Source organism: Pseudarthrobacter enclensis (assembly GCF_001457025.1).
Classification (GTDB): domain Bacteria; phylum Actinomycetota; class Actinomycetes; order Actinomycetales; family Micrococcaceae; genus Arthrobacter; species Arthrobacter enclensis.
Window position 1 is genome coordinate 24597 of sequence record NZ_KQ758608.1, and the last position, 25326, is coordinate 49922.

At 60.5% G+C, this 25326-nt stretch carries 23 protein-coding genes and 1 pseudogene; 2 read left to right on the forward strand and 22 right to left on the reverse strand.

Annotation, left to right across the window (positions count from 1 at the left end):
- Positions 1-29: 29 nt before the first annotated feature.
- Positions 30-393, forward strand: a pseudogene (locus tag AS031_RS18235) (recombinase family protein); the annotation flags it as partial.
- A 223-nt stretch (positions 394-616) separates the two neighbouring features.
- On the opposite strand, the gene AS031_RS18240 reads toward AS031_RS18235, so the two are convergent.
- The 16 genes from AS031_RS18240 to AS031_RS18300 form a co-directional block, all read right to left on the reverse strand.
- Positions 617-796, reverse strand: coding sequence for a hypothetical protein (locus AS031_RS18240; RefSeq protein WP_058269587.1), 180 nt, complete (start codon positions 794-796; stop codon positions 617-619).
- 324 nt (positions 797-1120) lie between these two features.
- On the reverse strand, positions 1121-1996 hold the full coding sequence (gene purU, locus AS031_RS18245) for a formyltetrahydrofolate deformylase (protein WP_058269588.1): 876 nt from the start codon (positions 1994-1996) through the stop codon (positions 1121-1123).
- Positions 1993-2922 carry a bifunctional methylenetetrahydrofolate dehydrogenase/methenyltetrahydrofolate cyclohydrolase gene (locus AS031_RS19620; RefSeq protein ID WP_074447021.1) on the reverse strand — a complete coding sequence of 310 codons (930 nt, stop codon included), beginning with the start codon at positions 2920-2922 and terminating at the stop codon, positions 1993-1995. Before AS031_RS19620 ends, purU begins: the two co-directional genes overlap by 4 nt.
- A gap of 16 nt (positions 2923-2938) precedes the next feature.
- Positions 2939-3829: a methylenetetrahydrofolate reductase gene (locus tag AS031_RS18250; protein WP_058269589.1), complete on the reverse strand. Its 891-nt coding sequence runs from the start codon at positions 3827-3829 to the stop codon at positions 2939-2941.
- Positions 3819-4871 (reverse strand): fumarylacetoacetate hydrolase family protein, encoded by a 1053-nt coding sequence (locus tag AS031_RS18255; RefSeq protein ID WP_058269590.1) that lies wholly within the window; start codon positions 4869-4871, stop codon positions 3819-3821. Before AS031_RS18255 ends, AS031_RS18250 begins: the two co-directional genes overlap by 11 nt.
- A 138-nt stretch (positions 4872-5009) precedes the next feature.
- Positions 5010-6353, reverse strand: a complete 1344-nt coding sequence (locus AS031_RS18260; RefSeq protein ID WP_082642048.1) for an aminomethyltransferase family protein — start codon at positions 6351-6353, stop codon at positions 5010-5012.
- 101 nt (positions 6354-6454) lie between these two features.
- The gene (locus AS031_RS18265; protein WP_058269591.1) at positions 6455-7555 is read right to left on the reverse strand and encodes a 2Fe-2S iron-sulfur cluster-binding protein; all 1101 of its coding nucleotides are present in this window, start codon (positions 7553-7555) and stop codon (positions 6455-6457) included.
- Positions 7539-8024, reverse strand: a complete 486-nt coding sequence (gene paaD / locus AS031_RS19625) for a 1,2-phenylacetyl-CoA epoxidase subunit PaaD (RefSeq protein ID WP_074447022.1) — start codon at positions 8022-8024, stop codon at positions 7539-7541. Before paaD ends, AS031_RS18265 begins: the two co-directional genes overlap by 17 nt.
- Positions 8018-8797, reverse strand: coding sequence for a 1,2-phenylacetyl-CoA epoxidase subunit PaaC (gene paaC / locus AS031_RS18270; RefSeq protein WP_058269592.1), 780 nt, complete (start codon positions 8795-8797; stop codon positions 8018-8020). Before paaC ends, paaD begins: the two co-directional genes overlap by 7 nt.
- Positions 8794-9123: a 1,2-phenylacetyl-CoA epoxidase subunit PaaB gene (gene paaB / locus AS031_RS19630; RefSeq protein ID WP_074447023.1), complete on the reverse strand. Its 330-nt coding sequence runs from the start codon at positions 9121-9123 to the stop codon at positions 8794-8796. Before paaB ends, paaC begins: the two co-directional genes overlap by 4 nt.
- Positions 9107-9838 carry an alpha/beta hydrolase gene (locus AS031_RS19635; protein ID WP_074447024.1) on the reverse strand — a complete coding sequence of 244 codons (732 nt, stop codon included), beginning with the start codon at positions 9836-9838 and terminating at the stop codon, positions 9107-9109. Before AS031_RS19635 ends, paaB begins: the two co-directional genes overlap by 17 nt.
- A 10-nt stretch (positions 9839-9848) precedes the next feature.
- The gene (locus AS031_RS18280; protein WP_058269594.1) at positions 9849-10304 is read right to left on the reverse strand and encodes a MaoC/PaaZ C-terminal domain-containing protein; all 456 of its coding nucleotides are present in this window, start codon (positions 10302-10304) and stop codon (positions 9849-9851) included.
- Between the two features lie 74 nt (positions 10305-10378).
- Positions 10379-11308, reverse strand: a complete 930-nt coding sequence (gene paaA / locus AS031_RS18285; RefSeq protein ID WP_058269595.1) for a 1,2-phenylacetyl-CoA epoxidase subunit PaaA — start codon at positions 11306-11308, stop codon at positions 10379-10381.
- Positions 11309-13306, reverse strand: coding sequence for an acetoacetate--CoA ligase (locus AS031_RS18290; protein ID WP_218918366.1), 1998 nt, complete (start codon positions 13304-13306; stop codon positions 11309-11311).
- Positions 13303-13902 (reverse strand): cupin domain-containing protein, encoded by a 600-nt coding sequence (locus tag AS031_RS18295; protein ID WP_082642049.1) that lies wholly within the window; start codon positions 13900-13902, stop codon positions 13303-13305. Before AS031_RS18295 ends, AS031_RS18290 begins: the two co-directional genes overlap by 4 nt.
- Positions 13903-13905: 3 nt before the next feature.
- The gene (locus AS031_RS18300) at positions 13906-14916 is read right to left on the reverse strand and encodes a fumarylacetoacetate hydrolase family protein (protein WP_058269597.1); all 1011 of its coding nucleotides are present in this window, start codon (positions 14914-14916) and stop codon (positions 13906-13908) included.
- 172 nt (positions 14917-15088) lie between these two features.
- Here AS031_RS18300 and AS031_RS18305 point away from each other — a divergent pair, with 172 nt between their 5' ends.
- Complete coding sequence (locus AS031_RS18305) at positions 15089-15676, forward strand: TetR/AcrR family transcriptional regulator (RefSeq protein WP_074447025.1); 588 nt, start codon at positions 15089-15091, stop codon at positions 15674-15676.
- 813 nt (positions 15677-16489) lie between these two features.
- On the opposite strand, the gene aceB is transcribed toward AS031_RS18305, so the two are convergent.
- The 6 genes from aceB to AS031_RS18335 all read right to left on the reverse strand — a co-directional run bounded on the left by aceB (position 16490) and on the right by AS031_RS18335 (position 25316).
- Positions 16490-18142: a malate synthase A gene (gene aceB, locus AS031_RS18310; protein WP_058269599.1), complete on the reverse strand. Its 1653-nt coding sequence runs from the start codon at positions 18140-18142 to the stop codon at positions 16490-16492.
- Positions 18143-18223: 81 nt separating this feature from the next.
- Entirely contained in the window at positions 18224-19540 is a 1317-nt protein-coding gene (aceA, locus tag AS031_RS18315; RefSeq protein ID WP_058269600.1) for an isocitrate lyase, read from the reverse strand.
- A gap of 287 nt (positions 19541-19827) precedes the next feature.
- Positions 19828-20880, reverse strand: a complete 1053-nt coding sequence (locus tag AS031_RS19640; RefSeq protein ID WP_074447027.1) for a uroporphyrinogen decarboxylase/cobalamine-independent methonine synthase family protein — start codon at positions 20878-20880, stop codon at positions 19828-19830.
- Positions 20881-20960: 80 nt separating this feature from the next.
- Positions 20961-23294, reverse strand: a complete 2334-nt coding sequence (locus AS031_RS18325; RefSeq protein WP_058269602.1) for an FdhF/YdeP family oxidoreductase — start codon at positions 23292-23294, stop codon at positions 20961-20963.
- 148 nt (positions 23295-23442) lie between these two features.
- Positions 23443-23646 (reverse strand): hypothetical protein, encoded by a 204-nt coding sequence (locus tag AS031_RS18330; RefSeq protein ID WP_218918367.1) that lies wholly within the window; start codon positions 23644-23646, stop codon positions 23443-23445.
- Between the two features lie 305 nt (positions 23647-23951).
- Positions 23952-25316, reverse strand: a complete 1365-nt coding sequence (locus AS031_RS18335; RefSeq protein ID WP_218918368.1) for an aminomethyl transferase family protein — start codon at positions 25314-25316, stop codon at positions 23952-23954.
- Positions 25317-25326: the final 10 nt, after the last annotated feature.

Sequence of the window (25326 nt, forward strand, 5' to 3'; positions counted from 1 at the left end):
GTGTGCACTGAAACTCAATCTGACGCGTTGACCTTGATGACCTGCGCGCCCTCGTCCAAGGGCTGACCCGCAAAGGAGTGCGGGGTGGAGTTCGTCAAAGAGAGCCTGGTCTTCACCGGCGAGGACTACCCCAAGGCCAACCTCATGCTCTCCGTCATGGGCGCCTCCGCCGAATTCGAACGCTTCCTCATCAGGAAACGCCAGCGGGAAGGCTTCGCCCTGGCCAAGCAACGCGGAGCTTATTAGGGACGGAAGAAGACACTCACGCCGCAACGGGCCGCCGAGTTAGTAAAGCGGGCCAGCGCCGGCGTCCCTAAGGTAGTCCTCGCCCGCGACTACGGGATCAGCAGAGAGACCGTATACCAGTACCTGCGCCACGCCAGACTGGAATGACGGTCGCTCTTCACGGGTGCACGATGCCGGCAAGCGGCTCAATAGCTTTACAAAATATCCATTTCCAGCCGGGTAGAAGTGGCTGCGAGAACTTCCGGTCCTCTAAACATCCGACCTTTCCGCAGGCCAAACCACTCTGGTTCCGTCGCTCATAGAGAATAGAAACACCCATGAAATCGCCATGCCGGGTCATTAGGGTGTTCCCGGACCTGCGAGCCGGCTTCTAGTAGTCGACGACGATGGTGAACAGTTCGGGGTCCATCCCCGTGTGCTTAGCAGCGACTGCCCGCACTTCCTCGGGGATGGCAGCGACATTCCTTGCGGTGACCCTAATTTCGGGCAGCTCTACGACGCCGACCGTGTAATGGCGGTCGCTTGCCTGCACGATGTATGCGGTGAGCATCAAGGTCTTGCCAATTCCCCCACTTACCCCGGCCGGACTGGGGCATTCCGACCGGCGCATGGGGCTCGTACCCGTGGGACTTCGTGTTTATGCCTCGCTGCCGGGCCAGCGATAACGGGGATCCCCGACCCATGAGGGAGGGTTGTGAGCGCAGGGGGCCGAGTTCCGCCACTACCAAGGCAGAGTTAGAGGCGAAACTTTCTGGTGATTGCCACATTCATGGTTTTATGACCTTGCCGACCCGTGCACCTCTGTGCTTAATTCTCCGTCTGGCCAATCGGCCCAGGAAACCCTATGTGCTGGCGCCGCGTCACGTGCACGGGGTTAGGTGAAGACGATAGTTTGATTGCCCTGTCGGATAACGCGGTCCTCGGCGTGCCACTGCACGGCTCGGGACAGTACGGCCCGCTCCACGTAGGCTCCATGAGCCTGCAAGTCGGCGGCGGTCATCGCGTGCGTGACGCGGGTTACGTCCTGTTCGATGATGGGTCCTTCGTCGAGGTCCTTCGTGACGTAATGGCTGGTTGCTCCGATCAGCTTTACACCCCGTTCCTTTGCCTTGCGGTATGGCGCCGCACCGATGAAGGCGGGCAGGAATGAATGGTGAATGTTGATCACGGGGACTGCAACGTCGTCGAGGAAGTCTTCAGAGATGATTTGCATGTACCGGGCGAGGACGATGAAGTCTACGTTGCCCTGGACGAGCTCGAGGATCCGGGCCTCTGCTTCGCTTTTGTCCGGGCCCTGTGAGGGGACATGGAAGAACGGTATGCCGAATGATCGCACGTCGGCCGCCACGTTGGTGTGGTTGGAGATCACCATGGGGATGGTTACGGGAAGTTCGCCGCGCCGGTGGCGCCACAGCAGGTCCAGCAGGCAGTGATCGGAAGTCGACGCGAGGATCGCCATGCGCTTTTGAATTGATTGGTTGGTCAGGGTCCATTCCAGCCCTAAGGGGGCGAGTGTATCCGCAAGATCTGCTTCAATTTCTGGCATCGCCGCTTCCAGATCCGCCCGGTGGAAGACAAGCCGCTGGAAGAATTCGCCTCCCTCCGGGTTGTCAGAGTACTGATCTAGGGTGACAATGTTTCCCTTGTTGCGGGTTACCAGGGCAGTCATGGCCGCGACAATTCCTGGTTTGTCGGGCCCATGGACAATCAGGCATGCCTGGTCTTTGGGTGCTTGCGTGTTGAGCGTCATGATGTTCCTTTAAGAGTTGCGTAAGGCGCAGACGGGTGGGGCGCGAGCTTTCGTTCTGCGATATCGACAACGTTTGCCACTAGCATGGCGCGCGTCATGGGGCCTACTCCGCCGGGGTTAGGGGAGAGCCAGCCAGCAACGTCGGCAACGGAAGGGTCGACATCGCCAGCAAGCTTCGCGCGTCCTTGAGAAGTAGTTCCGGTTCGGGTGACGCCGACGTCCAGTACTGCGGCGCCGGGTTTGATCCATTCCGCTTTAACCAAGTGCGGGACACCCACGGCAGCAACCACTACATCAGCCCGGCGCACTTCGGCGGCAAGATCAGGGGTCCTTGAGTGGGTCAGCGTCACAGTGGCGTCTGTGCCCTTCCGGCTAAGCATCAAACCGAGAGGTCGGCCGACGGTGATCCCACGGCCGATGACTGCCACGTGCTTTCTTGCGACATCCACGCCGTGCCGGTTAAGAAGCTCAATGATTCCTGCAGGCGTGCATGGCAGGGGCCCGGGGGCGACGGTAGTTGGATTGACGCCAAGAACAAGCGCGCCCAGGTTCTCGGGGTGTAGTCCGTCTGCGTCCTTCGCGGGATCGATGAGGCCGATGATTGCGTTCTCGTCGATTCCCGGGGGTAGAGGGAGTTGAACGATGAATGCGGTGACTTGAGGGTTGTCATTAAGTTCACGTACCGCGTCTGCGATTTCATCAAACGATGCAGAAGCGGGGAGCTCAAGTGAAATGGATGCCACGCCTACCTCTGCGCAGTCCCGGTGCTTGCCTGTCACGTACGATCTGGAAGCACCATCGTCTCCTACAAGCAGGGTTCCCAGACCAGGAGTGACTCCTTTTGTCCGGAGTGCTGAAACTCGCTCCCGCAGCTCGTCCTTTATGGCGGCTGCAGTTGCATTCCCGTCAAGTTTTATAGCTGACATTTGCCGCTATCTTTCGTTAGTTTTGTCGCTGGGTCTTGTAGCGTTTCGCCCAGTTGGATGTGGCCTCCAGGCCGCCGAATGTGTAGAAGTGAAGCTTGACTGGCCCAGTGGTCATGGTTGGATCCAAGCGTTCCGACAGTTCGGTGACGAACTTGTCAGGTCCCGCGGTTCCCATCAGGTTGGTCAAGGAGAACCCATACTTCTTTGCGATCATCGCGTTGGCGCCGATTCCGAAGCGGCGCGCGAATCCCAGCAGGCGCCGGATGCCCGCCGGCCCGGGGGTACCCACCCGGATTTCAGAGGTAATGCCCAAGGCACGTACATCCTCGATCCAATCGATAACCGGGTCAGTGTCAAAGGCGAATTGGGTGACGATTGACGACTCAAGTCCTTGGTCTTTCAACAAGGTCGTCTTTTCCGTCAGAGCATTCCAAAGTTTTTCGTGACCGATATCCGGGTGACCTTCCGGGTAACCTGCGATTCCTACCTGCTTTACGCCGTACTTGGTAAGCAGGCCGGTTCGGATGAGGTCGCTGGAATCCTCGTACGGGCCCTCGGGTCTGGCTGGGTCACCGCCGATGATGAAGACGTTTTCTGATGCCCTAGCCTGGTGGAGTGCATCGAGGAACTCTTCGAGCTGGTGCTGCGAGCTTATCCGGCGCGCTGAAATGTGTGGCACGGGGACAAACCCAAGTTCCCGGACGGAGTTGGCTGCTGCCAGCCGCATCTCAAGGCTCTCGTTACCGAGGAAGGTCACGTTTATGCGCGTGCCAGCAGGGATACTTTCTTTAGCCTCAAGTAGACCGGGCACATCCTTGCCGGTCATTTCGAGTGAATAGCCATCAATTAAGGCCGAATGTCCGCTATTGAGTCCGCCGGTGCTCGAAGCTTCCGGTTCAGCGCTCATCGCCAGACCTCTCGAAAGGAGGGAGCCCGAAGTAGGGTGTTCGGTCAGAGGGGTCTGCGATCACTCGGTGATGCTGACGGCCAAGTCCGGTGATGCGGATGTCCATAGTGTCTCCCGGGACAAGCCAGCGACCGCCATGTACACCGGCGTTTCCAGGGGGCGAACCCATCATGAGCAAGTCGCCGGGCAGGATAGCCATCCGCTCGGATGCGTAGGCGAGGTACATTTCGGGGGAGAAAATCATGTCGTCTGCCGGCCAGTCCTGCATCCGTTCACCGTTGACGTCGAGCTCAATCTGCATGGCTTTCCGGTCGGGGAAGAATTGCTTGGGGACTACAAAAGGACCGGCCTGCTTGAACGTTGCCGGCTGTTTGGCGATCCAGTCCGAATTCCACTTGGTGTCGTCCCTGCTGAACAGCTCGCCCGTGTGCATATCGTTGCCGATGGTGTAACCGGCAATGTAGTCGCCCGCCTCGTCGGGTGTGATATAGCGGGGTGCTCCGCCAGTGGTGACGATCGTCAGCTCCGCTTCCCAGTCGTGGGCTGTCCCCACTGCGGGGAGCATGACGTCATCGTCGGGGCCTACAAGGGCTCCGTGCGTGGATAGCCAGATGAAGGGCATTCCCTGGGCGCGCTTTTTTTCGACGAAGGCGAGGTTGCGGTGGAAGAAGTCTTCGTCAGACTCTCCCGTTAGCCGCTGCTTCTGATAGTGCCCTTCATTGAAGGTGTACATTTCTGCAGCGTGCTGCCGGTAGTTGGATCCGGCGCAGAGGATTTGGGGCCGTACCGTGGGCGCGAGAATTTTGTAGTTCTCCACGCTTGTTCCCGTCGATCGGGAATTGGCGTGGATGCGCTCCAGGGAGTCAAAGGAGCGGGGCCAGTCTCCGTACAAGGCATCCTGGTCGGGGAAGTCGGAGGAGATGTTAATGACCGCTCCGTCCGGTTTGATGAGAGCGTTGAAGACCCCGTTGTTGTCGTCCTGTAGACGGGCAAGCCCGAATGTCCCTTCGGCGAGGCCGGTTGCAGGGTTGATGTCTGTCATGGAGAGATTTCCTCAGTGTTATCGGTAGGAGGCATCGGGTAGCACCGCTGTGCCGCCGATGGCAGCACAGCGGTGAAGAAGTCCTTCAGAACCGGACGCCCCGTGAACGGCTGGGCCGTTCGAGGTAAGGGTGTGAACTCAGGCAGGCACGTGCGTAGCTGGCAGTGCCGTAACGTCTACGCGGCGGTTGTCCCGCTTGTATGGGGCCGGGGCGACCGTGGCGTGGATTGCCTTCTGGGGCCGGCCGGGGGAACCCCATAGAACCTCAACCTGCTGGCCTACTTCAGCAAACGGGAGGTCGATGCTGCACAGTGAGATGACATCCCTGAAGTGGTACGAGTAGCAGCGTGAGGTGGAGACACCAACTTCTTTGCCATCAACGAGAACCGAGTCGATCGCGAAGCTGTCAAAGAGTGCGCGCGGCATTTCCATGAACTCGTACGGGGTTTCATCCCTGAACAGCGATGCGTAGACATCCTGGACGTCTTCCTTGTTCCACACGAGGGTTTTCATTGTACGCTTCTGGTTCGCCACCGCGGCTTCCAGTGCAGTGCGTCCAATGAAATCGTGATCGAAGGAAATAACCTTGCCCCAGCCCAGTTCCACGGGGGTGCGGTAAAGGCCGGTCGGATCCGCGGGCACGTGGCTTCCGGTGCTGGAGAACTGTGCCAGGTAGGCCAATTCGGGGTGCCGTTCCATCATGAACTGGACGAACTCCATGTCGTCTCCCATAGCGGGCATGTAGTCAACCAGCGGCGTGGGGAAGCAGGCTTCGACATGGTTCACCATCTTGGTGCGGGCACCCAGCCGTCGGACACCGAATTCTTCACCTGCGGCCAGCAGGGCTTCGTGCACTTCAAGGGCGTGGGCTCCGTCCCCGTGCAGCTCGAATCCCAATTCCCCTGACATTCCCTGACGCAGGGACCATACCTTGTGTCCGGCCACCGTCGTTTCGCGCACATTCATGAAGGCATAGTCACGGTGTGACTCTCCCGAAGCGCGTTCCAGGATTTCAAGGGACTTCGGGCCTTGGATTTGGATGATGAAATCCGCCGTTCCCCGCTGCGTGAGGGTGGCGTCGTAGTTGCCCTTTTCGAACTGGTATTCCGCCCAGAAGATCGGCCCCCCGGTGAACTTGACCTCGTCCTCGCTCAACCGCATGAGGACTCCCTCGGCGATGACCCGTCCCTCGGCCGAGCATTGAACGCTGTGCTTGGCCCGCCCGACTTGGAAGTTCTTGAAGCTGTTAACCGAAATATCCTGGAAAAACCGGATAGCGTCCGGGCCCTTGACAACGAGCTTGTTGGAAAGTGCCGACCAGTCACCAATATAGGCTGTGGTCTTCCACGACTCGCTCTCGTCAATCCAGTTCGTGAACTCGTGCGGTTCGAACTGGTGGATGAAACGCGACCAGGTGTTGACCAGCGGTGCGGGAGGGATGAGGTTGTTCAGTTCGAAACTTGTGTGCGTCGTTGCAGCCATTTCTTGTTCCTAATCTCTGATGCGGAGCGTTGCACTCCCTAGTACTATACGATCCGTTTCGAATACCAATATGTCAAGTACCAATTCCGGACTTTAAACTCTTAGGCGTCGAAGTCCAGTTCGAGGCCGGGTCCCCGGGGCACGGACGTGCAGGTGAGGATATAGCCGGCGTCAACGTCGTCTTGTTCGAGGGCATAGTTGGCAGCCATTTCCGCCCGCCCCTCTGTGACGCGGGCACGGCAGGTTCCGCAGACCCCCTTCTGGCAGGCGAAGGGTACTTCCGGACGCGACCGCAGGACAGCATCCAGTATGAATTCTCCTTCACGCACTTCGACAACGCTTTCACGTCCCGCGAGTTGTGCACGGACGCGGTGTGCTCCGGCATCGTCCGGAGCGGGGCGCGGGGCCCGCGGTGTGTCGGCAGTGTGGAAGCTCTCAGTATGAATGTTGTGTTCATCAACCCCGGAGTTTGCCAGGCCTTCGTGAACGCCACGGACCATCTCCTGTGGGCCGCAGAGGTACCAGGCGTCGACGGCCGGCGCACCTCCCAGCGCATCGAAGAGCGGCAGGAGCTGTCCGGCTTCAATCCGTTGATCCAGACTTGTGCCCCTGCGTTCACGGGAAAGAAAGTGGTGCACTACGAGTCGGCCGGGATAACGGTCTTTCAGGTCGGCGAGTTCCTCGAGAAACATCACGCTTGATGTGTCCCGGTTGCCGTAGGCCAGTACGACCGAACTGTTGGGTTCTTCTGCCAGGAGTGTGCGGGTGATGGAGAGGATGGGTGTGATGCCGCTGCCCGAGGCGACGGCGCCGTACACTGCGTTCCGGACAGGGTCAGGTTTGGCAACGAATACGCCGGCGGGAGGGTGAACATGGATGATGTCACCGACTTCCAGCTCATCGACGAGATACGGCGAGAGGGCTCCGCCAGGAATGCGCCGGACCCCAATGCGCAGACTCCCTTCGCTGCGTCCCGAACAGATCGAGTAGGTGCGCCGTTCGGTCATTGCCCGTGACGGCAGGTGCAGGGTGAGGTGCTGGCCAGGGAGGAAGGCGAACAGGTCGGCCGCGTCTGCAGGTACGGCGAACTCGATTTCCCGGGAGTCCTCGGTGAGTGCCGTGGTTCCAACAACCTGCAGTGCTCGGAAGCCGGCCGGGGGCGGGTTCAACCCTGTTTTGGGCTGCTCAGTAAGGTTTGACATGATCAAACACCTCCTCGCATGAGCGGCACTTGCGCAGGGCTTTGCATGCGGTCGAGCCAAATGCTGTGATCAGTTTGGTGTCTGATGAATTGCACTGTGGGCAGCGTACGGAGACCAGGGTGAGTGGTACAGGTCCGTCGCGTCGGGTAGGTGCCGGAGGCGCGATACCGTAGGTCGACAGCTTGGTGCGTCCTTCATCGCTGATCCAATCCGTGCTCCAGGCAGGAGCGAGAACGGTTTCAACACGAACGTCGTGCACTCCAATGTGACCAAGAGTGCTTTTGATGTCGTTGCTGATCTCCGCCATGGCGGGACATCCGGAGTACGTGGGCGTGATGACAACCACCACTCCCCCGGCGTCGTCCCAGGCTACGTCCCGGAGTACGCCAAGGTCTTCGATGGTCAGGACGGGGATTTCCGGGTCGGGAACTGATGCCGCCGCTGTCCTGATGTCTTCGAGGTTCACCATGATGCTCCCGGGTGGGCACGGTGAAGGGACTGGGTGAGGGCCAGGAGGTTGCCCAGATGCTCGGTGTGCCGGCCGTGGCGGGCTCCGCTGAAGGGGCGCGAGGCCCCCGGCAATTCGAGGTCGGCTTCGCTAAGGGTTTTGTCCAAGGCTGCCTGCCATTGATCGCGCAGGGCAGCCTCGCTGACGGCTATGCCCGCAGTAATGAGGTCCGGGTGGATCCATGTGTCATCGAACAGCTCATCAAAGTAAGGCTCTGCGTCAGCAAGAGCGGCTTGGGCACGCTTTGCGCTCTCCGCTGTTCCCCTGCCAAGGCGGATCACCCAGTCCCGTGCATGGAGCTTGTGGTAACTCACCTCCTTTAAGGCCTTGGCTGAAATGGCGGACAATTGTGAGTCCGCTGAGTCGGCCAGTGCCGCGTAGCGAAGGATGAAGTATTCCGAGAGAAGGTAAATCCGGAGCATGACGAAGGCAAAGTCACCGTTAGGTACTTCGGCAAGAGCGCAGTTGCGGAACTGCGTATCCAGACGCAGGTACGCCAGGTCGTCCTCACTTCTGCCGGCACCTTCCAGCTCCCCTGCGTGGGCTAGGAGCCCACGGGCCTGGCCTAGCAAATCCAGGGCGATGTTTGAAATGGCAAGGTCTTCTTCGATGGTTGGCGACCGCGTGATGAGTTCTGCGCATCTTTCGGAGAGCACGAGGGCGTCATCGCCGAGCCCCAGGACGTAGTGGCCTAAACCTGTCACTGCCGTGGTACGCGGATCTTCTACCGTCATAGGTGCTCGACCCCCTCGGGTACCTCGTAGGAATTTGCATGCCGGTAGGTCTTGTCCTCTGCGGGGTCGAAAAACATGTCCTTTTCGTCCGGGTTGGAACTCTTGATAGCGGCTGCAGGCACAACCCAGAGACCTACGCCCTCGGTTCTGCGTGTGTAGAGATCACGTGCGTACCGCAGCGCAGTATCGGGACCATGGGCGTGGACCGACCCTACGTGGGTATGGCTAAGACCGCGACGGGGCCGGACAAATACTTCATAGACCTCCGCCCGGTCAGGGGCGACTGGGCTTTTGTCCACGGGGCGCTCCTCACTGTGCCCTTGCATATTGACTCCTGATTGACGAATGGTCGCTGCCGGAACAGAGATCGTGGATTAGAGACGCGACGTCACCGCTTCTTGAGACCATGGGGCTGTGCCCGGAGGATATTTCCAGCGTTGTGGTTGCACCCGCGGCCATTCTTCGCTGAGCGGAAGGAGGGAGAACTCGATCCTGGGTGCAAACGAGATAGACCGAGGTGGAGCCTTCTGGTATCCCCGCTTCGAGCCGCCCGTACAGCGTGCGGGCTGCCTGGGGCTCGAGTTGCTCTGCCGCCACGGCCGCTGCTGCGGGAGAACAATCATGGTAGAAGACCTCGAGCCCGAGAGCCTGGGGCACCGAAAACCTGCCGTCCTCTTCCCGTATAAGGCTTCCTGTCAGCGGGGACTCTTCGCCCTCGGCGTAGGACTCCATGACTGAATCGGGGCCCGTAAAAGCGGCGACATAAAGATAGGCGCGCACCGATCCCGCAGGTGCTTGTGCACCGGAGATGGCAAGGCCTCCATAGGAATGGCCGACCAGCACTACCGGGCCGTCGATGGCGCGGACAGCCTCTGCCACCGCGATGCAATCTGCTTCGAGTGTTTCCGGACCGGGCGTGGAGCCGTGTCCCGGCAGATCAAGTACTGCCGATGGAACTCCCCGACGGTTCAGGTCATTCTGCACGGCCTCCCAGGCTGAGCTGTTGTGCCATGCACCATGAACCAGCAGCGCTGTGGCCATGACCGGGTTGTTACTCACCGTTTTTGCTAACGATCAGCGTGAACGACCCGGTCAGGACCGACTCTCCGCGCTGGTTGGTGACTTCCAAATTCACAGGGACGAATCCGTTGCTCTCCCGTTCCTTCCCTACACTTACCGTGCCTTCTGAGTGCAGGGTGTCACCAATGAAAACCGGTGCCAAAAACCGGAAGTCGGTCATTCCGATCGCGGCTTCGACCTGCCAATTTTCCTGGGTTATCCGCTGAGCCAACTGGCCCATCGCCAGAGCCACCGTAAGCGGGCCATGGGCAACACGCTGACCGAATGGGTGGTCAGCCATAACGTGAGCATTCATATGGAGTTTGTAGAAGTCACCTGTCAGACCCGCATATGTAACGATGTGCGATTCGGTGACAGTGACATCGGTCCCCTCAAAGCGGTAACCCTCGAGGAGATCATGAAAATGACGGGGCGGGACGATGGACATGCGTTACTTCCTTAGATCAGGGCGGCAAAGGAGCCGGGGAATGATTAGTTGGGACATCGTTGGCGTGACCTCTGTCAAGAGACGAGGGCGCCGTTCTCGATCTGGTGTTCGTAAGCGGCTGCGGCCTCCCTGACCCAGCGTCCGTCTTCATGGGCAGCTACCCGCCGCGCAAGACGTTCCCGGGTGCAGGGACCGGCTCCGTTGACGTTGGCCCAGAACTCATCCCAGTCCAGCGGACCGGAGTTGTAATGGCCCCGCTCGGCATCCCAAATCAGCTCCTCATCGGGAATGGTGAGGCCAAGCGCTTCGGCCTGTGGGACGCAGAGATCGATAAACCTCTGACGAAGCTCGTCGTTGGTATGACGCTTGATACCCCAAGCCATTGAGCGGGCCGTGTTCGGTGAATCCGTGTCCGGAGGCCCAAACAGCATGAGGCTGGGCTGCCACCACCGGTTAACAGCGTCCTGAGCCATGTTCCGCTGCTCTTCGGTGCCGTTGGCGAGTACGCGCATCGCGTCATACCCCTGGCGCTGGTGAAAGCTTTCTTCTTTGCAGATGCGGGCCATCGCGCGGGCGTATGGCCCATAGGAACAGCGCGAAAGCGGCACCTGATTGACGATCGCGGCCCCGTCTCCCATCCACCCCATGACGGCAACATCTGCCCAAGTGAGCATCGGATAGTTGAAGATCGTGCTGTACTTTTGCTGGCCGCTGTGGAGGCGCTCGAGCATCTCCCCCTGGTCCATCCCAAGAGATTCGGCCGCGCCATAGAGGTACAGGCCGTGCCCTGCTTCATCTTGAACTTTTGCGATCAGGATCGCTTTCCGATAGAGGCTTGGGGCCCGGGATATCCAGTTGCCTTCCGGCTGCATGCCAATGATCTCTGAGTGGGCGTGCTGGGCAATCTGGCGCAATACGCTGCGCCGGAAGTCCTCCGGCATAGGGTCATGCGGCTCGATTGTCTTGCCCTCTGCGATCAGCGTTTCAAACGTGTTAGTGTCCATTTACTTTCCGATCGTCGATAAATGCTCGGTTTTCCCAGAACGTGCCGCCGCGAATGCCGCAAACTCCTCCATGAGGGCTGGATCGTCCAACGAACCCAGGTCCGCGACCCGCTCTAAGGGCTCGCCTTGCAGGAGACGCTTTACCGGAACCTCGAGCTTCTTCCCCGTTCTGGTGTGCGGTATGCCGCGCACAGCAACGATGTCATCGGGCAGATAGCGCACCGATAAGTGCTCTCTGATCGCTGCCGAGATCCTTTGGCGAGCGGTTTCCTCATTGACACCGTCAGTCAATTGCACGAAGAGCGGCATGTAATAGTCCTCGGCACCAATCTCCGCGCCCACCACCAGGGCTTCGGCGATCTCGGGCAAGGATTCAACAACCGCGTAGATTTCTGCAGATCCCAGCCTGAGACCGTTCCGGTTCAAGGTGGAGTCCGAACGCCCATGAATCTTGATGCCGGCCGCGTTGAACTCGATGAAGTCGCCGTGGCGCCACACGCCGGGATACATGTCGAAATAGCTTGCGCGGTACCTGGATCCGTCGTTGTCACCCCAAAAATACAGCGGCATTGAAGGGAGAGGTTTGGTGACCACCAACTCGCCAGTGCCTTCGGCCGGTGCGCCGTCAGCATCCCAGGCTTGGACATTAACACCCAGTGCCGGTGCCTGGATGTAGCCAACCCGTACCGGTTCGCAAGGAATGCCGCCAACAAATATTGACGCGATATCGGTGCCTCCACTTACGGAACTCAGCCAGACATCCCCAACGCAGGCATAAACCCAGCGGTAGCCATCCGATGAAAGAGGTGATCCGGTGACTTGGACGAACTTCAATCGGGACAGGTCGTGTTGCTGTGAAGGCACCAACTCCTTTTTGGCGCATGCGTGGATGAATCCTGCGCTGACACCCAGAGCGGTTGCGCCGGTCAACGCAGCGAGTTCCCAGACCCGGTCGACGGAAGGGAAGGTCGGGTTGCCATCGACCAGCACCGCCGTCGCCCCTGCGCCCAGCGTCGACACAAGTGCGTTCCATACCACCCAGCTTGTCGATGCGATGCTGAGGAAACGGTCCTCCGGACGAAGGTCGCAGTGAATGAGCAGCATCTTCATCATTTCGATGAGCGCGCCCCCATGGCCGTGGACGATGCCCTTTGGGATCCCTGTTGTTCCTGACGAAAAGAGGACCCAGAGGGGGTGGTCGAAGTTGAGGTCCTCGTAGGCTGGTTCGGCAGGATGGGCCGTGATGTCATTCCAGTTACGGCACGGTAGCGCCGTCTCGGGAACTGGAGTGTCTGTATGAGTGGTCACCCATACAACGTGTTCGACACTGGTCAAGGAGGTGAGAACCTCTTCAACTTCCGCCCGCCGATCCCGGTCCCGCCCTCCGAGGCGGTAACCCGGCGAGGCGATCATGACTTTGGGGCTCAGCTGTGCGAACCGCGACGAAATAGCACCTGGGCCGAACTCAGGAGAGCAAATTGACCAAACAGCTCCCATTGAGGCGGTCGCCAGCAACCCAACAACGGCTTCTTCGACGTTGGGAAGCACGGCAACCACCCGGTCCCCGGCTCTTACCCCTGTCGACCGGAGATGCGCGGCCAGTGCCCCCACTTTTCCTCGCAGCACCTCCCAGCTCGTTTCGCTGAGGGCGTTGTTTTCGGTGACCGACAGAAGCGCAATGCCCTCCCGCCCCTCCAGCAGATGCCGGGCGTAATTGACAGTCCTCCCGGGAAACCAGCTCGCACCAGGCATAGCATTCGAGGAGCAGGCCGCGCCCGAAACGCCGCCCATGGTGATGCCGGCAAACTCTGCAAACAGTTCCCAAAATCGGTTGTTGGGTTGTGTTGACCACTTCCACAAGGAGTCATAGCTCCCATCCAGCGGTGCGCCATGCCGTTGGGCAAAGTCCGTGAAGCGGGCCACCGAGGTATCGGAAATGGCGTTCTCGTCCGGCCGCCAGATGATGGCACCTTCGGCGGCGTTCTTGTCTACAATCACGCCTGCTCCAAAGTCCTGTCGGCAGTCTTTCGTTGCATGGCGATATCCGCTGCGGAAAGAGGGGGGGTGCCGATGAGAACGAACAGGACCCTTGCGATTTTGTCGGTGCGGTTTGACCAGGCATGGCTGGTAGCGCGCTGGACCACGACGTCACCAGCCTGCAGCGTGGCCTCTCCTTCGTCAACGACGAGCGTAATTTCCCCGTCGAGCACTACTGCATAGTCCAGAGAGTCGGTCCGATGGAACCAAAAGTGCTTCTCCGCAGCATGGTCGCTGCCTGCAGCGGCGTCATCGGAACCATGGATTTCACCGAAGATTAGAGAACGGGCGTCCTTCGGGTAGGCCGTATCGGGAGGAAAATCAGCAACCCGCACGATGGTTTCCCCCGCAGCCGGAAATGACGGGATGGTGTTACCAGCTGCGGCAGGATCCCAATCGGAAACGTGATCGATGGCTCCGGATGTGAGCCAGGGCACCATTGATGCCAAATCCGGGACTGAAAACTCGAGTCGGTTTGGTGTGGGACCATCAAAAAGAATGACTGCTCGGCCCTCGTCATTATGGCCTGTAACCACGCGGCGGACGGAAGCTCCCATGGCTTACTGCTCGCCTTCGAAGGGGTAAGTCCGCGCCGCCGGCCACCATGGCGGCGTTTCCTTCTCGGTTGCTATGGTGTTGCGCAAAACCCCGACTCCTTCGAGTTCGAGCTCCACTACGTCGCCCAGTTCCAAGAACCTGCCGATCTCGACTCCGGCACCAAAACCCATGGTTCCCGATCCGATGATGTCGCCAGCCTGGAGGCCATCAAATACCGAAACGAAAGCCACCAACTCTTCAGGTGTGTAGACGAAGTTTTCAATTTTGGTGTTCGAACGCACTTCGCCGTTTACCCGCACCTGGCCCCGGAGTCCTTCGATTGACTCAATCTCGTCAAGCGTTGTGATCCAGGGTCCGAAGCTGAATGCGAAGTCCTTGCTGTGCTGCGGCCCCATCCCGACGCTGCTCTCCAGGGACTGCACGTCCCTCAGACTCCAGTCACTGAAGATGGTCACGCCAAAAACGTGGTCCATCGCTTCGTCAGGGGTGAGGTTGCGTCCCGACCTTCCAATGACGTATCCAATTTCCAGCTCGTAATCCAACTTCTGGGAAATGTCCGGGAAGGGAATGGTTTGCTCCGGTCCATACACGGTCGCAGTTGAGCCCTTGAAGTAGCCTGGACGCTCATAAATGGCGCGCGGCGGTATCGCGTTGACAGTCCCGAAATAGTTCTCGATGTGAGTTGCGAATGTCAGGCCATCACGAATCATCGGCGGGTCGATCGCGGCGCGCCATTCAACTTGTTCGATAGGGGTGGAAGCATCATCCGCGGCGGCAAGCGCCGCGTGGGCTGATTCGAGGAACGTATCACCAGAAGCGATTCCCGCTGCGAGACTGCCGGGGAATAACGTGAGTGCAAGCTCGCGTGCGCGGCTTGCCGAGGCGCCAGTCCTTTCGAGAGTCAAGGCATACGCTCTTGCAAGATCAACGACCCGGCCGGCTTCCGGCTCAACTGCCACGACCCGAATTTGCTCGCCGTCAACTGTCGGCACGGCTATCCGTCCTAGCTTCATTGCTACCTCCTGTGTGGCCCTGACATTCGGACCCCTATGTGTTCGATACGAACAGTATCGCATGAGGCGTGCTCCATGTCACCCCCGCACTCCTGCTGTCAGTGCCGGCTCACTCGGGGTTCTTAGTACGCCAAATACTGTACGTTCCGTACCGGCAAGCTATGATTGCGCCATGGTTGTTAGAAGTGAGACGAGCAGAAAAGCAATTCTCGAGGCGACGATGACGTTGCTTGATGAGCGCCGTCCGGATGCCTTGACGGTACAGAAGCTCTCAATCGAACGGATTGCCCGCGAGGCAGGCGTTAGTAAGACGACGATTTATCGTTGGTGGCCAAGCAAGGCGGCAGTGGTCATTGATACGTTTCTGGACAATCACATAGCCCGAACGCCCGTGCGCGAGGATATTCCTGCTATCGAAGCGATCCAGGAACATCTCACGTCTATCGCGGAGGTCTATGCCGGCTACGAGGGCCGGTTAATCTCTCAACTCATCGCGGAGTGCCAGTATGACCCGGCGACAATGGCAGAGTATAAGAAAAGGTTTTACGGTCACAGGCTCCAAACAGCCATAGACCTCATTGAGAGGGCGATGGCTGAAAACTCGATCCGGAGCGATGTTTCCCCTCGTTTGGTAGCGGAGCTGATCTATGCTCCGATCTACTATCGGCTTCTTTTTGCCGACGGTCCGCTTACTCCCGAGGCCATGAAGGAGATTTTGCGTACAGTGCTGGAAGGAATAAGCGGGTCCGGACGGCCCTAGCCTTCAGGGAATGAGAAGGACCTCACATCGTCGGGCTAAGGCTCGCGTTGAAAGAGTCTTTGGCGCCGCTGTCCAACGCTCCAGATCCGGTACACGCAGCGTCGCGGGTCCGCCGCTAAGGTGCGTGCTTACGCACGTGCCAGATTTCCGTCGGCATTAGCCTCCGGTCAAGCGGCGGCGGGGATGCACTGTGCTGAGAGTTGTCGCACTGGCCGGGCCGATCTGGGCATCCGCCAAGTTTTCATACCGCGACCAACGCACGAAAATGCATCCTGCTCCTGTCTGATGCGGCTGTACCCGTAACTCATCCATTAGATAAGCACCTTTAGCCGAGTCACCCAATCAGCCTGGAGCAATGTCGCACCGGACCAAAATGTAGGTCGATCAGCAGGGAACTTCCTGGATGGTCTGTTCGACCAGGTCGTCGCAATATACCGAGACAGTGAAGGTGTTGGGCCCACTGAGGGCGACGACAACTTTGTCCTCTGATTTTTTAACATGGGAAAAAAGTTCTTGAATAGCGTCGTCCAAGGTGCTTTGGGTCATTGATTTGTCCCATATTTTCATCGATACCGATTTTGAGTTCATGTCAGCTTTCGGTCAGGTGGAGGCTGTTGCTCCAGTTGGCCGGCGCTTCCCGACCGCGCCGGTCTTGCCGTCGGGCCCACTCCCTTGGGTCTCCAAATGTCGCGAACCTGGAGATCCTTCGGATGCCAGCGCGCCGGCATCCGAAGGATCCCCAGAGTCCCCCTTGCCTAGATACGTTGCGAAGGTAAGTGCGGCCAGCCCGGAGTAACTGTCCTCCTCCACACGTCATGCAAGAGTGAGTTCATCCTCATTTGCCTTTTCGCGTGCTTCGGTGAGGTAGCGGGCGTAGGCGGGCAGGGTGAGGAAGGTGGGGAAGTCCCGGGTGAGGGTGACTTCTTCGAAGATGTCGCGGGCGTCTTCGAAGCGGTCGCCGTCGAAGCGTTCCAGCCGTGCGAATTCGGCGTCCAGGAGTTCCTCGCCCCATTCGTGGGTGACGATTTCGCCGTGGTCGGTGATGGCGCGGGCGTAGATCCACTGCCAGAGCTGGGAGCGGGAGATTTCGGCGGTGGCAGCATCTTCCATGAGGTTGTGGATGGCCACTGCGCCATTGCCGCGGAGCCAGGACTCGATGTAGCGGATGCCTACTTCGATGTTGTTCCGGATGCCCTGCTCGGTGATCGTGCCGGTGGTGGCGGCCACGTTGATCAGGGCGCGGTCGTCCGGAATGACATCCTCGCGGAGCCGGTCCAGCTGGTTCGGCTCGTCACCAAGGACGGAGTCGAATACTTCGCGGCAGACCGGAACGAGGTCGGGGTGGGCCACCCAGGAGCCGTCGAAGCCGTCGTTGGCCTCGCGGGTCTTGTCCGCGCGGACCTTTTCCAGGGCGTTGGCGTTTGCCTCCGGGTCCTTGCGGTTGGGGACGGCTGCGGCCATGCCGCCGATGGCCATGGCGCCGCGCTTGTGGCAGGCCCGGACGAGTTGTTCGGTGTAGGCGCGCATGAAAGGCTGGGTCATGGTCACCTGGTTGCGGTCGGGGAGGACGAAGCGGGGGCCGCGGGTGCGGAAGTTCTTGATGATGGAGAAGATGTAGTCCCAGCGGCCGGCGTTCAGGCCGGAGGCGTGGTCGCGCAGTTCGTAGAGGATTTCCTCCATCTCGAAGGCGGCGGTGATGGTTTCGATGAGTACGGTGGCGCGGATGGTGCCCTGGGGGATGCCGAGCAGGTCCTGGGCGAGGATGAAGATGTCGTTCCAGAGCCGGGCTTCGAGGTGGTTCTCGATCTTGGGGAGGTAGAAGTACGGTCCCTTGCCCTGGGCGAGGAGGCGGCGGGCGTTGTGGAAGAAGTAGAGGCCGAAGTCTACGATGCCGCCGGCGATGGGGTCGCCGTCGATGAGCATGTGCTTTTCGGGCAGGTGCCAGCCGCGGGGGCGGACCACGATGGTGGGCAGGTCACCGGCGGGGCGGAGTGTGTATTCCTTGCCCTCCGGGCTGGTGAAGTCGATGCGGCGTTCCAGGGCGTCGGTGAGGTTGAGTTGGCCCTTGATGACGTTGCGCCAGGTGGGGGTGGAGGAGTCTTCCATGTCGGCGAGCCAGACCTTGGCGCCGGAGTTCAGGGCGTTGATGGTCATCTTCTTGTCCACCGGGCCGGTGATCTCCACGCGGCGGTCCTCCAACCCCGGGGCCGGGGGAGCGACGCGCCAGGACGGGTCGTCGCGGATGTGCTCGGTCTCCCGCAGGAACCTCGGGTCGGCGCCGGCCGCGATCTCGGCCCGCCGGGTCCGGCGGGCCTGCAGCAACTCCTGCCGCCGGGTCGCCGTCGCCCGGTGCAGCTTGGCAATAAATGCCAGGGCATCCGGAGTCAGCACCTCGTTTTGTCGGCTAACGGGCTGCGCTTTTAACGTAATGCCGTCAATGGTGGAAGTGTCAGTAAAGCTGTTCATCTAAGTTCTCCTGGTGCAGGGTACAACTGAAGAGCAGCAGGTGACGCTCGTGCCACCGGCTGCTATTCAGTTGGGAAAGTTTTAGTGGAACTGGCCTTCTTCGGTCGATCCGACCAGTGCGAGGGTGGACGCGTTCGGGTTGAGCGCGGTGGAGATGGTGTCGAAGTAGCCGGTGCCGACTTCGCGCTGGTGCTTGGTTGCGGTGTAGCCGCGGGTTTCGGAGGCGAATTCCTTTTCCTGGAGTTCGACGTAGGCGCTCATGCCTTCGCGGGCGTAGCCGTGGGCGAGGTCGAACATCGAGTAGTTCAGGGCGTGGAAGCCGGCCAGGGTGATGAACTGGAACGTGAAGCCCATGGCGCCGAGTTCGCGCTGGAACTTGGCGATGGTGGCGTCGTCGAGGTGCTTGCGCCAGTTGAACGACGGCGAGCAGTTGTAGGAGAGCATCTGGTCCGGGAACTCGGCCTTGACGGATTCGGCGAACTTGCGGGCCAGCTCAAGGTCCGGGGTGCCGGTCTCCATCCAGATGAGGTCGGAGTACGGGGCGTAGGCCTTGGCCCGGGCGATGCAGGGTTCGATGCCGTTGCGGACCTTGTAAAAGCCCTCGGCGGTGCGTTCACCGGTGATGAATTCCTGGTCGCGTTCGTCGACGTCGGAGGTGATCAGGGTGGCGGCCTCGGCGTCGGTGCGGGCGATGACAACGGTGGGGGTGCGGGCTACGTCAGCCGCGAGCCGGGCCGCGTTCAGGGTCCGGACGTGCTGCTGGGTGGGGATCAGGACCTTGCCGCCGAGGTGGCCGCACTTCTTCTCCGAGGCGAGCTGGTCTTCCCAGTGCACCCCGGAGGCGCCGGCCTGGATCATGGACTTCATCAGCTCATAGGCGTTCAGCGGGCCGCCGAACCCGGCCTCAGCGTCAGCCACGATCGGGACCAGCCAGTCTTCAACGGTCTGGACGCCTTCGGAGAACTCGATCTGGTCGGCGCGGAGCAGCGCGTTGTTGATCCTGCGCACAACGGTGGGAACCGAGTTGGCCGGGTAAAGGGACTGGTCCGGGTAGGTGTGGCCGGAGTTGTTGGCGTCTGCGGCAACCTGCCAGCCGGAGAGATAGATGGCCCGCAGGCCTGCCTTGACCTGCTGCACGGCCTGGTTGCCGGTCAGCGCGCCCAGGGCGTTGGTGTAGCCGCCGGTCTTGTGCTCCTCTGTCAGCTGCTTCCACAGCTTCTCGGCACCCCGGCGGGCCAGAGTGTGCTCTTCGGAGACACGGCCGCGAAGACGGACGACGTCGGAGGCTGAGTAGTCCCGGGTCACACCTTCCCAGCGGGGGTCGGCGGCCCACTCGAGCTCCAGTGCCGCGGCCTGCTCTTCGGGCGTCTGCGAGGTGGGCTCAAATGCTGCAGTCATCGTTGATCTCCTTGATTGGATTTTGGGGGTGGCATTCGGATGGTTCTGGCTGCGCCAAGGCAGCCTTCGGTCGGTTACGCCGGCGTGGTCGTTCTGTTTGTTGAATTACTTCTTGGTGGTTCTGGGATGGTGCTCGACGGGATCCGCAGAAGGATGCCTCAGTCGGGGCTGACGCTGCCCTGGTACTGCTATGTACGGTGTTCGGGCCAGCCATCAGGTCAGTGCGGGACACATACGTTTTAGGCGTAATTGCGGCAAGGTCTTTCGGCTTGGACGCCAGGCACCCTTCACCAGGGTTCGCATACCTCTCGATGAGTTTCAAGCAGAGTCTCGATCGCTTCGGTCGGGGCACGCCCCGCCCCGCATTCCGTGGCCACACCGAAACGGGGAACGTGCCGGCTCGCCGCCTTGATGCGTCGTCGTGCGCCTTGAATGCCGTCTTCGCGATGGACGAGACCTAAGTACAACTCCGTATGTTCCGGCAGGGGGAGGTCTCTAAGGGGGACAAAGTAGGCATCGTCATGACGGCCAATTGGAACGGGCAAATGTACCCAGTTGACTTGGCGGGGTGAAGCGGCGAAAAGCTCACCGGCGAACCGAGCCAAATTGGTAGTGTCAACGGGCTCAATGAAATGTTGTTCTCCCGCATCGCCATAGCAGAGGTGGAATCCGAGTTCCACTTCTTCACGAACCCGACACGCCTGTCGGCCCGCGCGTTCTATGATTCCCTGCCAGACGTCACCGAACCACGGCTGCGGTACCGAGAGGAACCCCGGGTAGCCTGTTTTTTCAATCAGACCGAATTCCACTGAGGTGTCCCACTGGATTGCTAGGCTGCCACGAGGAATGGTGTCCTGGATCGCGTCGAGCTCGGCAAAAAGGGCACGCTCGTAGATGGGTTCCAACAGTCCGCGCTGATCTTCGGTTGCGAAAGCTGCAACAACGGCGAGGGGTGTGGGAAGAGAGACCTGAAATTTGGTTGCAGGATTAATAACGCCTGCCTGCTGCAAACGCTCAAAAACTGTCCATGAGTTCAGCGCATCCCGGGCGTATCCGAGTGAACTTAAAACAAGATTGCCAGGATCAACGCCGTCTGCCACTCGGACGGGGCGCAGGTCACAGCCATTGAAGAGTACGGGGGTGTCACCGACGCGCTCAATTCCCGGTGTGCGGGCAATGTAATCTGCCTGGTGGACCATCCAGTAAACACGGTCGCCAACTTCACCGTCCGGAATGCGCTTCAATCGGCCCGTGAGCGCCTTGGCAGCTGCGCGAAAGGTCGATTCAGCGTCAGGAAGGTTGACACTTCCAACGAGTAATGCGCCTTGGGGTGGATTCATGAAATGCTCCTTGGATGCGGCGGAGGTGCGGCTCCACCTGAACCTTGCTGGTAGATCGGTTGCGGCTATGTCGGGCGACGTCACTCGTGATCTCGCAAAGGGCGATGTCCGCCGCCCTGGTGTGGTTTGAAGCGGACGAACATGGCTTTGAAGCCGGGGGTGTTGGATTCGCGGGCGACGTTTTCCTTGTGGACCAGGGCGTTGGCTTCGGGGAAGTATGCGGCTGCGCAGCCCTTCGCGGTGGGGTAGGCGACCAGGCGGAACTTGTCCGCGCGGCGGTCCACGCCGCCGAAGGTGCTGATGACGTCCACGAGTTCGCGGTCCTGGAAGCCGGATTTGGCGAGGTCCTCGGGGTGGATGAGGATCACGCGGCGGCCGTCGGAGATGCCGCGGTAGCGGTCGTCCAGGCCGTAGAACGTGGTGTTGTACTGGTCGTGGCTGCGCATGGTCTGCAGCACCAGGTGCCCCGGCGGCGGGGTGAGGTATTCCAGCGGGCTGACGGTGAACCGGCCGCGGCCGATGTCGGTGGCGAACGAGCGGGTGTCCCGTGGCGGGTTGGGCAGCACGAACCCGTTCTTGGTCCGGACCCGGGCGTTGAAGTCCTCGAAGCCGGGCAGGACACGTTCGATGTGGTCGCGGATCACGTCGTAGTCCTCGGCCATGCCGCGCCAGTCGACGGAGTGGTCCGGGCCGAAGGTCGCCTCGGCCATCCGGGCCACGATCACGGGCTCGGCCAGCAGGTGCTCCGAGACCGGGGTCAGGCGGCCCTGGGTGGAGTGGACCACGGACATGGAGTCCTCGACGGACAGGAACTGGGCGCCCTTGGGGTGCTTGTCGTCCTTGTCGGTGCGGCCCAGGGTGGGCAGGATCAGGGACGTGCGGCCGTGCACCACGTGCGAGCGGTTGGGCTTGGTGCTGATGTGCACGGTCAGGCCGATCCGCTGCATCCCGGCTTCCAGGGTCTCCGTGTCCGAGCAGGCGAGAGAGAAGTTGCCGCCCATCGAGACGAACACGTCCACCTCGTTGCGTTCGAACGCCTCCATGGACTCAACGGCATCATACCCATGGTGCCGCGGCGAGGTGATGCCGAACTCGTTGTCCAGCGCGGTCAGGAGCCATTCCTTGGGCTTTTCCCAGATGCCCATGGTCCGGTCGCCCTGGACATTGGAGTGCCCGCGGACCGGGCAAGCCCCGGCACCAGGCTTGCCGAAGTTGCCCTGCAGCAGCAGGACGTTGACCATTTCCTTGATGGTGTCCACGGAGTGCGGCTGCTGGGTCACGCCGAGTGCCCAGCAGAAGATGGAGGCCTTGGACTTGATGAGCATCCCGGCGACCGTCTCGATCTGCGCCCGTGTCAGGCCGGTGGCCTTCTCGGTCTCGTCCCAGTCCAGGGTGGCGCGGGCGTCCTTATAGGCGTCGAACCCGTCCGTCTGGGCGGCGATGAAGTCGTGGTCGACGACGGTGCCCGGGTTCTGCTTTTCGGCTTCCAGGAGCAGGTGGCCGAGGGCCTGGAACAGGGCCAGGTCACCGCCGACCTTGATCTGCAGGTACTCGTCGGCCAGCGGGGTGCCGCCGCCGACCACGCCCGAGACGGTCTGCGGGTCCTTGAAGTTGAACAGGCCGGCCTCGGGCAGCGGGTTCACGGCCACCACCTTGCCGCCCTTGTCCTTGCACTCCTTCAGCGCGGACAGCATGCGCGGGTGGTTGGTACCCGGGTTCTGCCCGACGACGAAGATCAACTCGGCGTCGTGGATGTCGTCCAGGGACACCGTGCCCTTGCCAATGCCGATGGTCGGGTTCAGCGCAGAGCCGGAGGACTCGTGGCACATATTGGAGCAGTCCGGCAGGTTATTCGTGCCCAAAGCCCGGGCGAACAGCTGGTACAGGAAGGCGGTCTCATTGGCCGTGCGGCCGGAGGTGTAGAAGACGCAGCGGTCCGGGGTGCTGGCGCGGATGTGCTCGCCGATCAGCTCGAACGCATCGTTCCAGGAGATCGGTGAGTAGTGCGTCTCACCCTCCCGGATCACCACCGGTTCGGAAAGCCGGCCCTGGTTGCCCAGCCAGTACTCCGTCTTGGTGGACAGCTCCGCAATCGAGTGCTTCGCCCAGAACTCCGCCCCCACAGTGCGCAGCGTGTTCTCCTCGGCCACGGCCTTGGCACCGTTCTCACAGAACTCGGCGGCCTTGCGCTTCTTGTCCGATTCAGGCCACGCGCAGCCCGGGCAGTCGAACCCGCCACGCTGGTTCAGCCGCAGCAGGGACTGCGCCGTACGGGTCACACCTGCCTGCGCCACGGCGCGCTCCAACGCCACCATGACCGCCTTGACACCGGCGGCCTCGGTCTTGGGCTTGTGAACTTCGAGGTTGTCCTCGTTGATGTCCGCGACAGGGGCGGGCTGCTTACCGAACTTCACTGTTCTACTCCTGGATTCCATGCAACGTGCCCCAAAGCGGCCCAATGTTTGCCGCTGAAGCGTTGGCGAGGCATGGCACGCTTCCCCTCTGGGGGGAACGTGTAGCCTGCCGCGCTGACGAAATTGAGCTATGGGCCCATTACAGGCGTTAGGCGCTGGTGTTTGCCGCAGGGGGCTTCATGGCCTTGCGCTGCTTGTTGCTGCCGCGGTTGACGATCCGAACCCGGAGACGCTCCAGCTGGGGCATGACCACATAGATGACAACCGGAACGGCAACAGTTGCCAGTACCGCCGTACGAAGGGCCGGTTGCAACGTTGAGAGGAGTTCTCCCAAAAAGAGGTTGGCCAGCATGAGAGTAGGTACGACGGAGACCCAGACCATTACGGCCAGTTGGAGTCTGGTCGGTGGTACGTTCTGATCGTCAATCGGCTCAACGGGCAAAGCGATCCCCACAATCCTTATCTTGTGAAGCAGCTGCGCCATGAATTCGGGCGCGAAGGACGCTGCAAGGTGTTCGGAGAAGTTCCCGCCACTAGGACCCGGGGCCTGAGGCGGTGGCACCGCCTCAGGCCCCGAGACCACAGCCGTCAACCAGTCGGCAGGGTCCTGGGTAGGGCACTCGTCGGTTTACCGACGGTCTACTACTTCAGCGGAGGTCAGTTCGTGGTCTTGATCGCCTTGTTGAAGTAGGGAACGGGTGCAACGGTGACACGAATTTTGCGCACTTCCTTGGCGTCGGACAGTGATGTCTGTATGTCGGGGTTCCCCCACACCAGCGTCAGTTCCGTCCCTAATTCGGCACACGAGGTGTCTATAACTGCAGTGGAGATAACGTGCTGAGCATTAGCGCTGTAGCAGCTCCACTGGGAGACTCCTACCTGCTGACCGTTGGCATCAAGGACAGTGTCGGCCGGGTAGAAGGCGTAGTGGGGCATTGGAATGTTGAGCGACTGCGCGGGGCTCCCGTCAAAAAGTGAAGCGGCAATTGTTGCGGCTACATCTTCGTCATTCCATTCCAAGGTGACCTTCACCCGCTTGGGCTCATCAAACTTCGCACGCAGGGCATCACGGCCGACAAAATCCCGGTCCCAGTCGATGAGCGATCCGTAGCCGGCCTCGATCGGGTTGATGTAGTAGTCCTCGATATTTTCGGATGTCATGCTGCCAGCCAGTGATCCCAGTGCGCTTAGGGCGTAGGGTCCGAGCCACTCACGGTACTCCTTGAGTTCCGGCGCAGTGTAGATGGCAGGAAGGGGGATAGGCATCCACCCGGACTCCTGGCTCGAGGTTGGATATGTTACGGCCCCGACTTTTCTCAGACCATACTTCGCGCCCGTCTGCTCGATGGCTGCGCGGACCGCTTCCTGGTCGTCCCACGGGCCGTAGAGCTCGAAACCAGGGGTGCCTGCCATTCCATGGCGCAGTGCCCGGACCTTCTTTCCTGCAATTTCCAGTTCTCCGATGTGGAAGAACTTGATTTCAGGCAAGTGGTGACCCACCAGTTCGGTCACCAGTTCAAGGGCACGGGGTCCCTGCAACTGAACACGAAATACGTCACGGGGCACCTGTGGCCCATACCAGTTCGGGTTGACGGTCGCCGTAACGTCGAAGGAGGTATTGACTGCGTTAAAGTGCACCCAATCGATGTCGCCGACAACGCGGTAGAAGTCATCTTCTTCGTGGAAGATGATCGCGTCAGCGATGAAGTTGCCGTCTGGAGCGGCAAGGACCAGCTGCTTGGCCCGAAGGACGGGGAAGACATCAAGCTTGTTGACCGCGATTTCCTTCAGGAAGGGGATTACTTCTGTGCCCCGAAGGTGCAGTTCCGGCATGTGGTATGAGAGCTCCAGCAGCGCCACGCTCTCCATCCACGCCTTTTGCTCTTCACGCCACGTCGTGAATTCGGCCTCATAGCCCGGGGCGAAGAACTTACCCAGAGGTGAGCGGCGAAGCAGATTCACCGCTCCCCCGGCTTCCTGGATCATCGTTTCCAGGCTTGGGCCCTGATCGAAGTTGGTCACTGGTTCTCCT

Coding starts and splice junctions, on each gene's coding strand:
- AS031_RS18240 (WP_058269587.1), bottom strand. CDS start 796: ATGCTCACCGCATACATCGTGCAGGCAAGCGACCGCCATTACACGGTC.
- purU (WP_058269588.1), bottom strand. CDS start 1,996: ATGACGCTCAACACGCAAGCACCCAAAGACCAGGCATGCCTGATTGTC.
- AS031_RS19620 (WP_074447021.1), bottom strand. CDS start 2,922: ATGTCAGCTATAAAACTTGACGGGAATGCAACTGCAGCCGCCATAAAG.
- AS031_RS18250 (WP_058269589.1), bottom strand. CDS start 3,829: ATGAGCGCTGAACCGGAAGCTTCGAGCACCGGCGGACTCAATAGCGGA.
- AS031_RS18255 (WP_058269590.1), bottom strand. CDS start 4,871: ATGACAGACATCAACCCTGCAACCGGCCTCGCCGAAGGGACATTCGGG.
- AS031_RS18260 (WP_082642048.1), bottom strand. CDS start 6,353: ATGGCTGCAACGACGCACACAAGTTTCGAACTGAACAACCTCATCCCT.
- AS031_RS18265 (WP_058269591.1), bottom strand. CDS start 7,555: ATGTCAAACCTTACTGAGCAGCCCAAAACAGGGTTGAACCCGCCCCCG.
- paaD (WP_074447022.1), bottom strand. CDS start 8,024: ATGGTGAACCTCGAAGACATCAGGACAGCGGCGGCATCAGTTCCCGAC.
- paaC (WP_058269592.1), bottom strand. CDS start 8,797: ATGACGGTAGAAGATCCGCGTACCACGGCAGTGACAGGTTTAGGCCAC.
- paaB (WP_074447023.1), bottom strand. CDS start 9,123: ATGCAAGGGCACAGTGAGGAGCGCCCCGTGGACAAAAGCCCAGTCGCC.
- AS031_RS19635 (WP_074447024.1), bottom strand. CDS start 9,838: ATGGCCACAGCGCTGCTGGTTCATGGTGCATGGCACAACAGCTCAGCC.
- AS031_RS18280 (WP_058269594.1), bottom strand. CDS start 10,304: ATGTCCATCGTCCCGCCCCGTCATTTTCATGATCTCCTCGAGGGTTAC.
- paaA (WP_058269595.1), bottom strand. CDS start 11,308: ATGGACACTAACACGTTTGAAACGCTGATCGCAGAGGGCAAGACAATC.
- AS031_RS18295 (WP_082642049.1), bottom strand. CDS start 13,902: ATGGGAGCTTCCGTCCGCCGCGTGGTTACAGGCCATAATGACGAGGGC.
- AS031_RS18300 (WP_058269597.1), bottom strand. CDS start 14,916: ATGAAGCTAGGACGGATAGCCGTGCCGACAGTTGACGGCGAGCAAATT.
- AS031_RS18305 (WP_074447025.1), top strand. CDS start 15,089: ATGGTTGTTAGAAGTGAGACGAGCAGAAAAGCAATTCTCGAGGCGACG.
- aceB (WP_058269599.1), bottom strand. CDS start 18,142: ATGAACAGCTTTACTGACACTTCCACCATTGACGGCATTACGTTAAAA.
- aceA (WP_058269600.1), bottom strand. CDS start 19,540: ATGACTGCAGCATTTGAGCCCACCTCGCAGACGCCCGAAGAGCAGGCC.
- AS031_RS19640 (WP_074447027.1), bottom strand. CDS start 20,880: ATGAATCCACCCCAAGGCGCATTACTCGTTGGAAGTGTCAACCTTCCT.
- AS031_RS18330 (WP_218918367.1), bottom strand. CDS start 23,646: ATGCTGGCCAACCTCTTTTTGGGAGAACTCCTCTCAACGTTGCAACCG.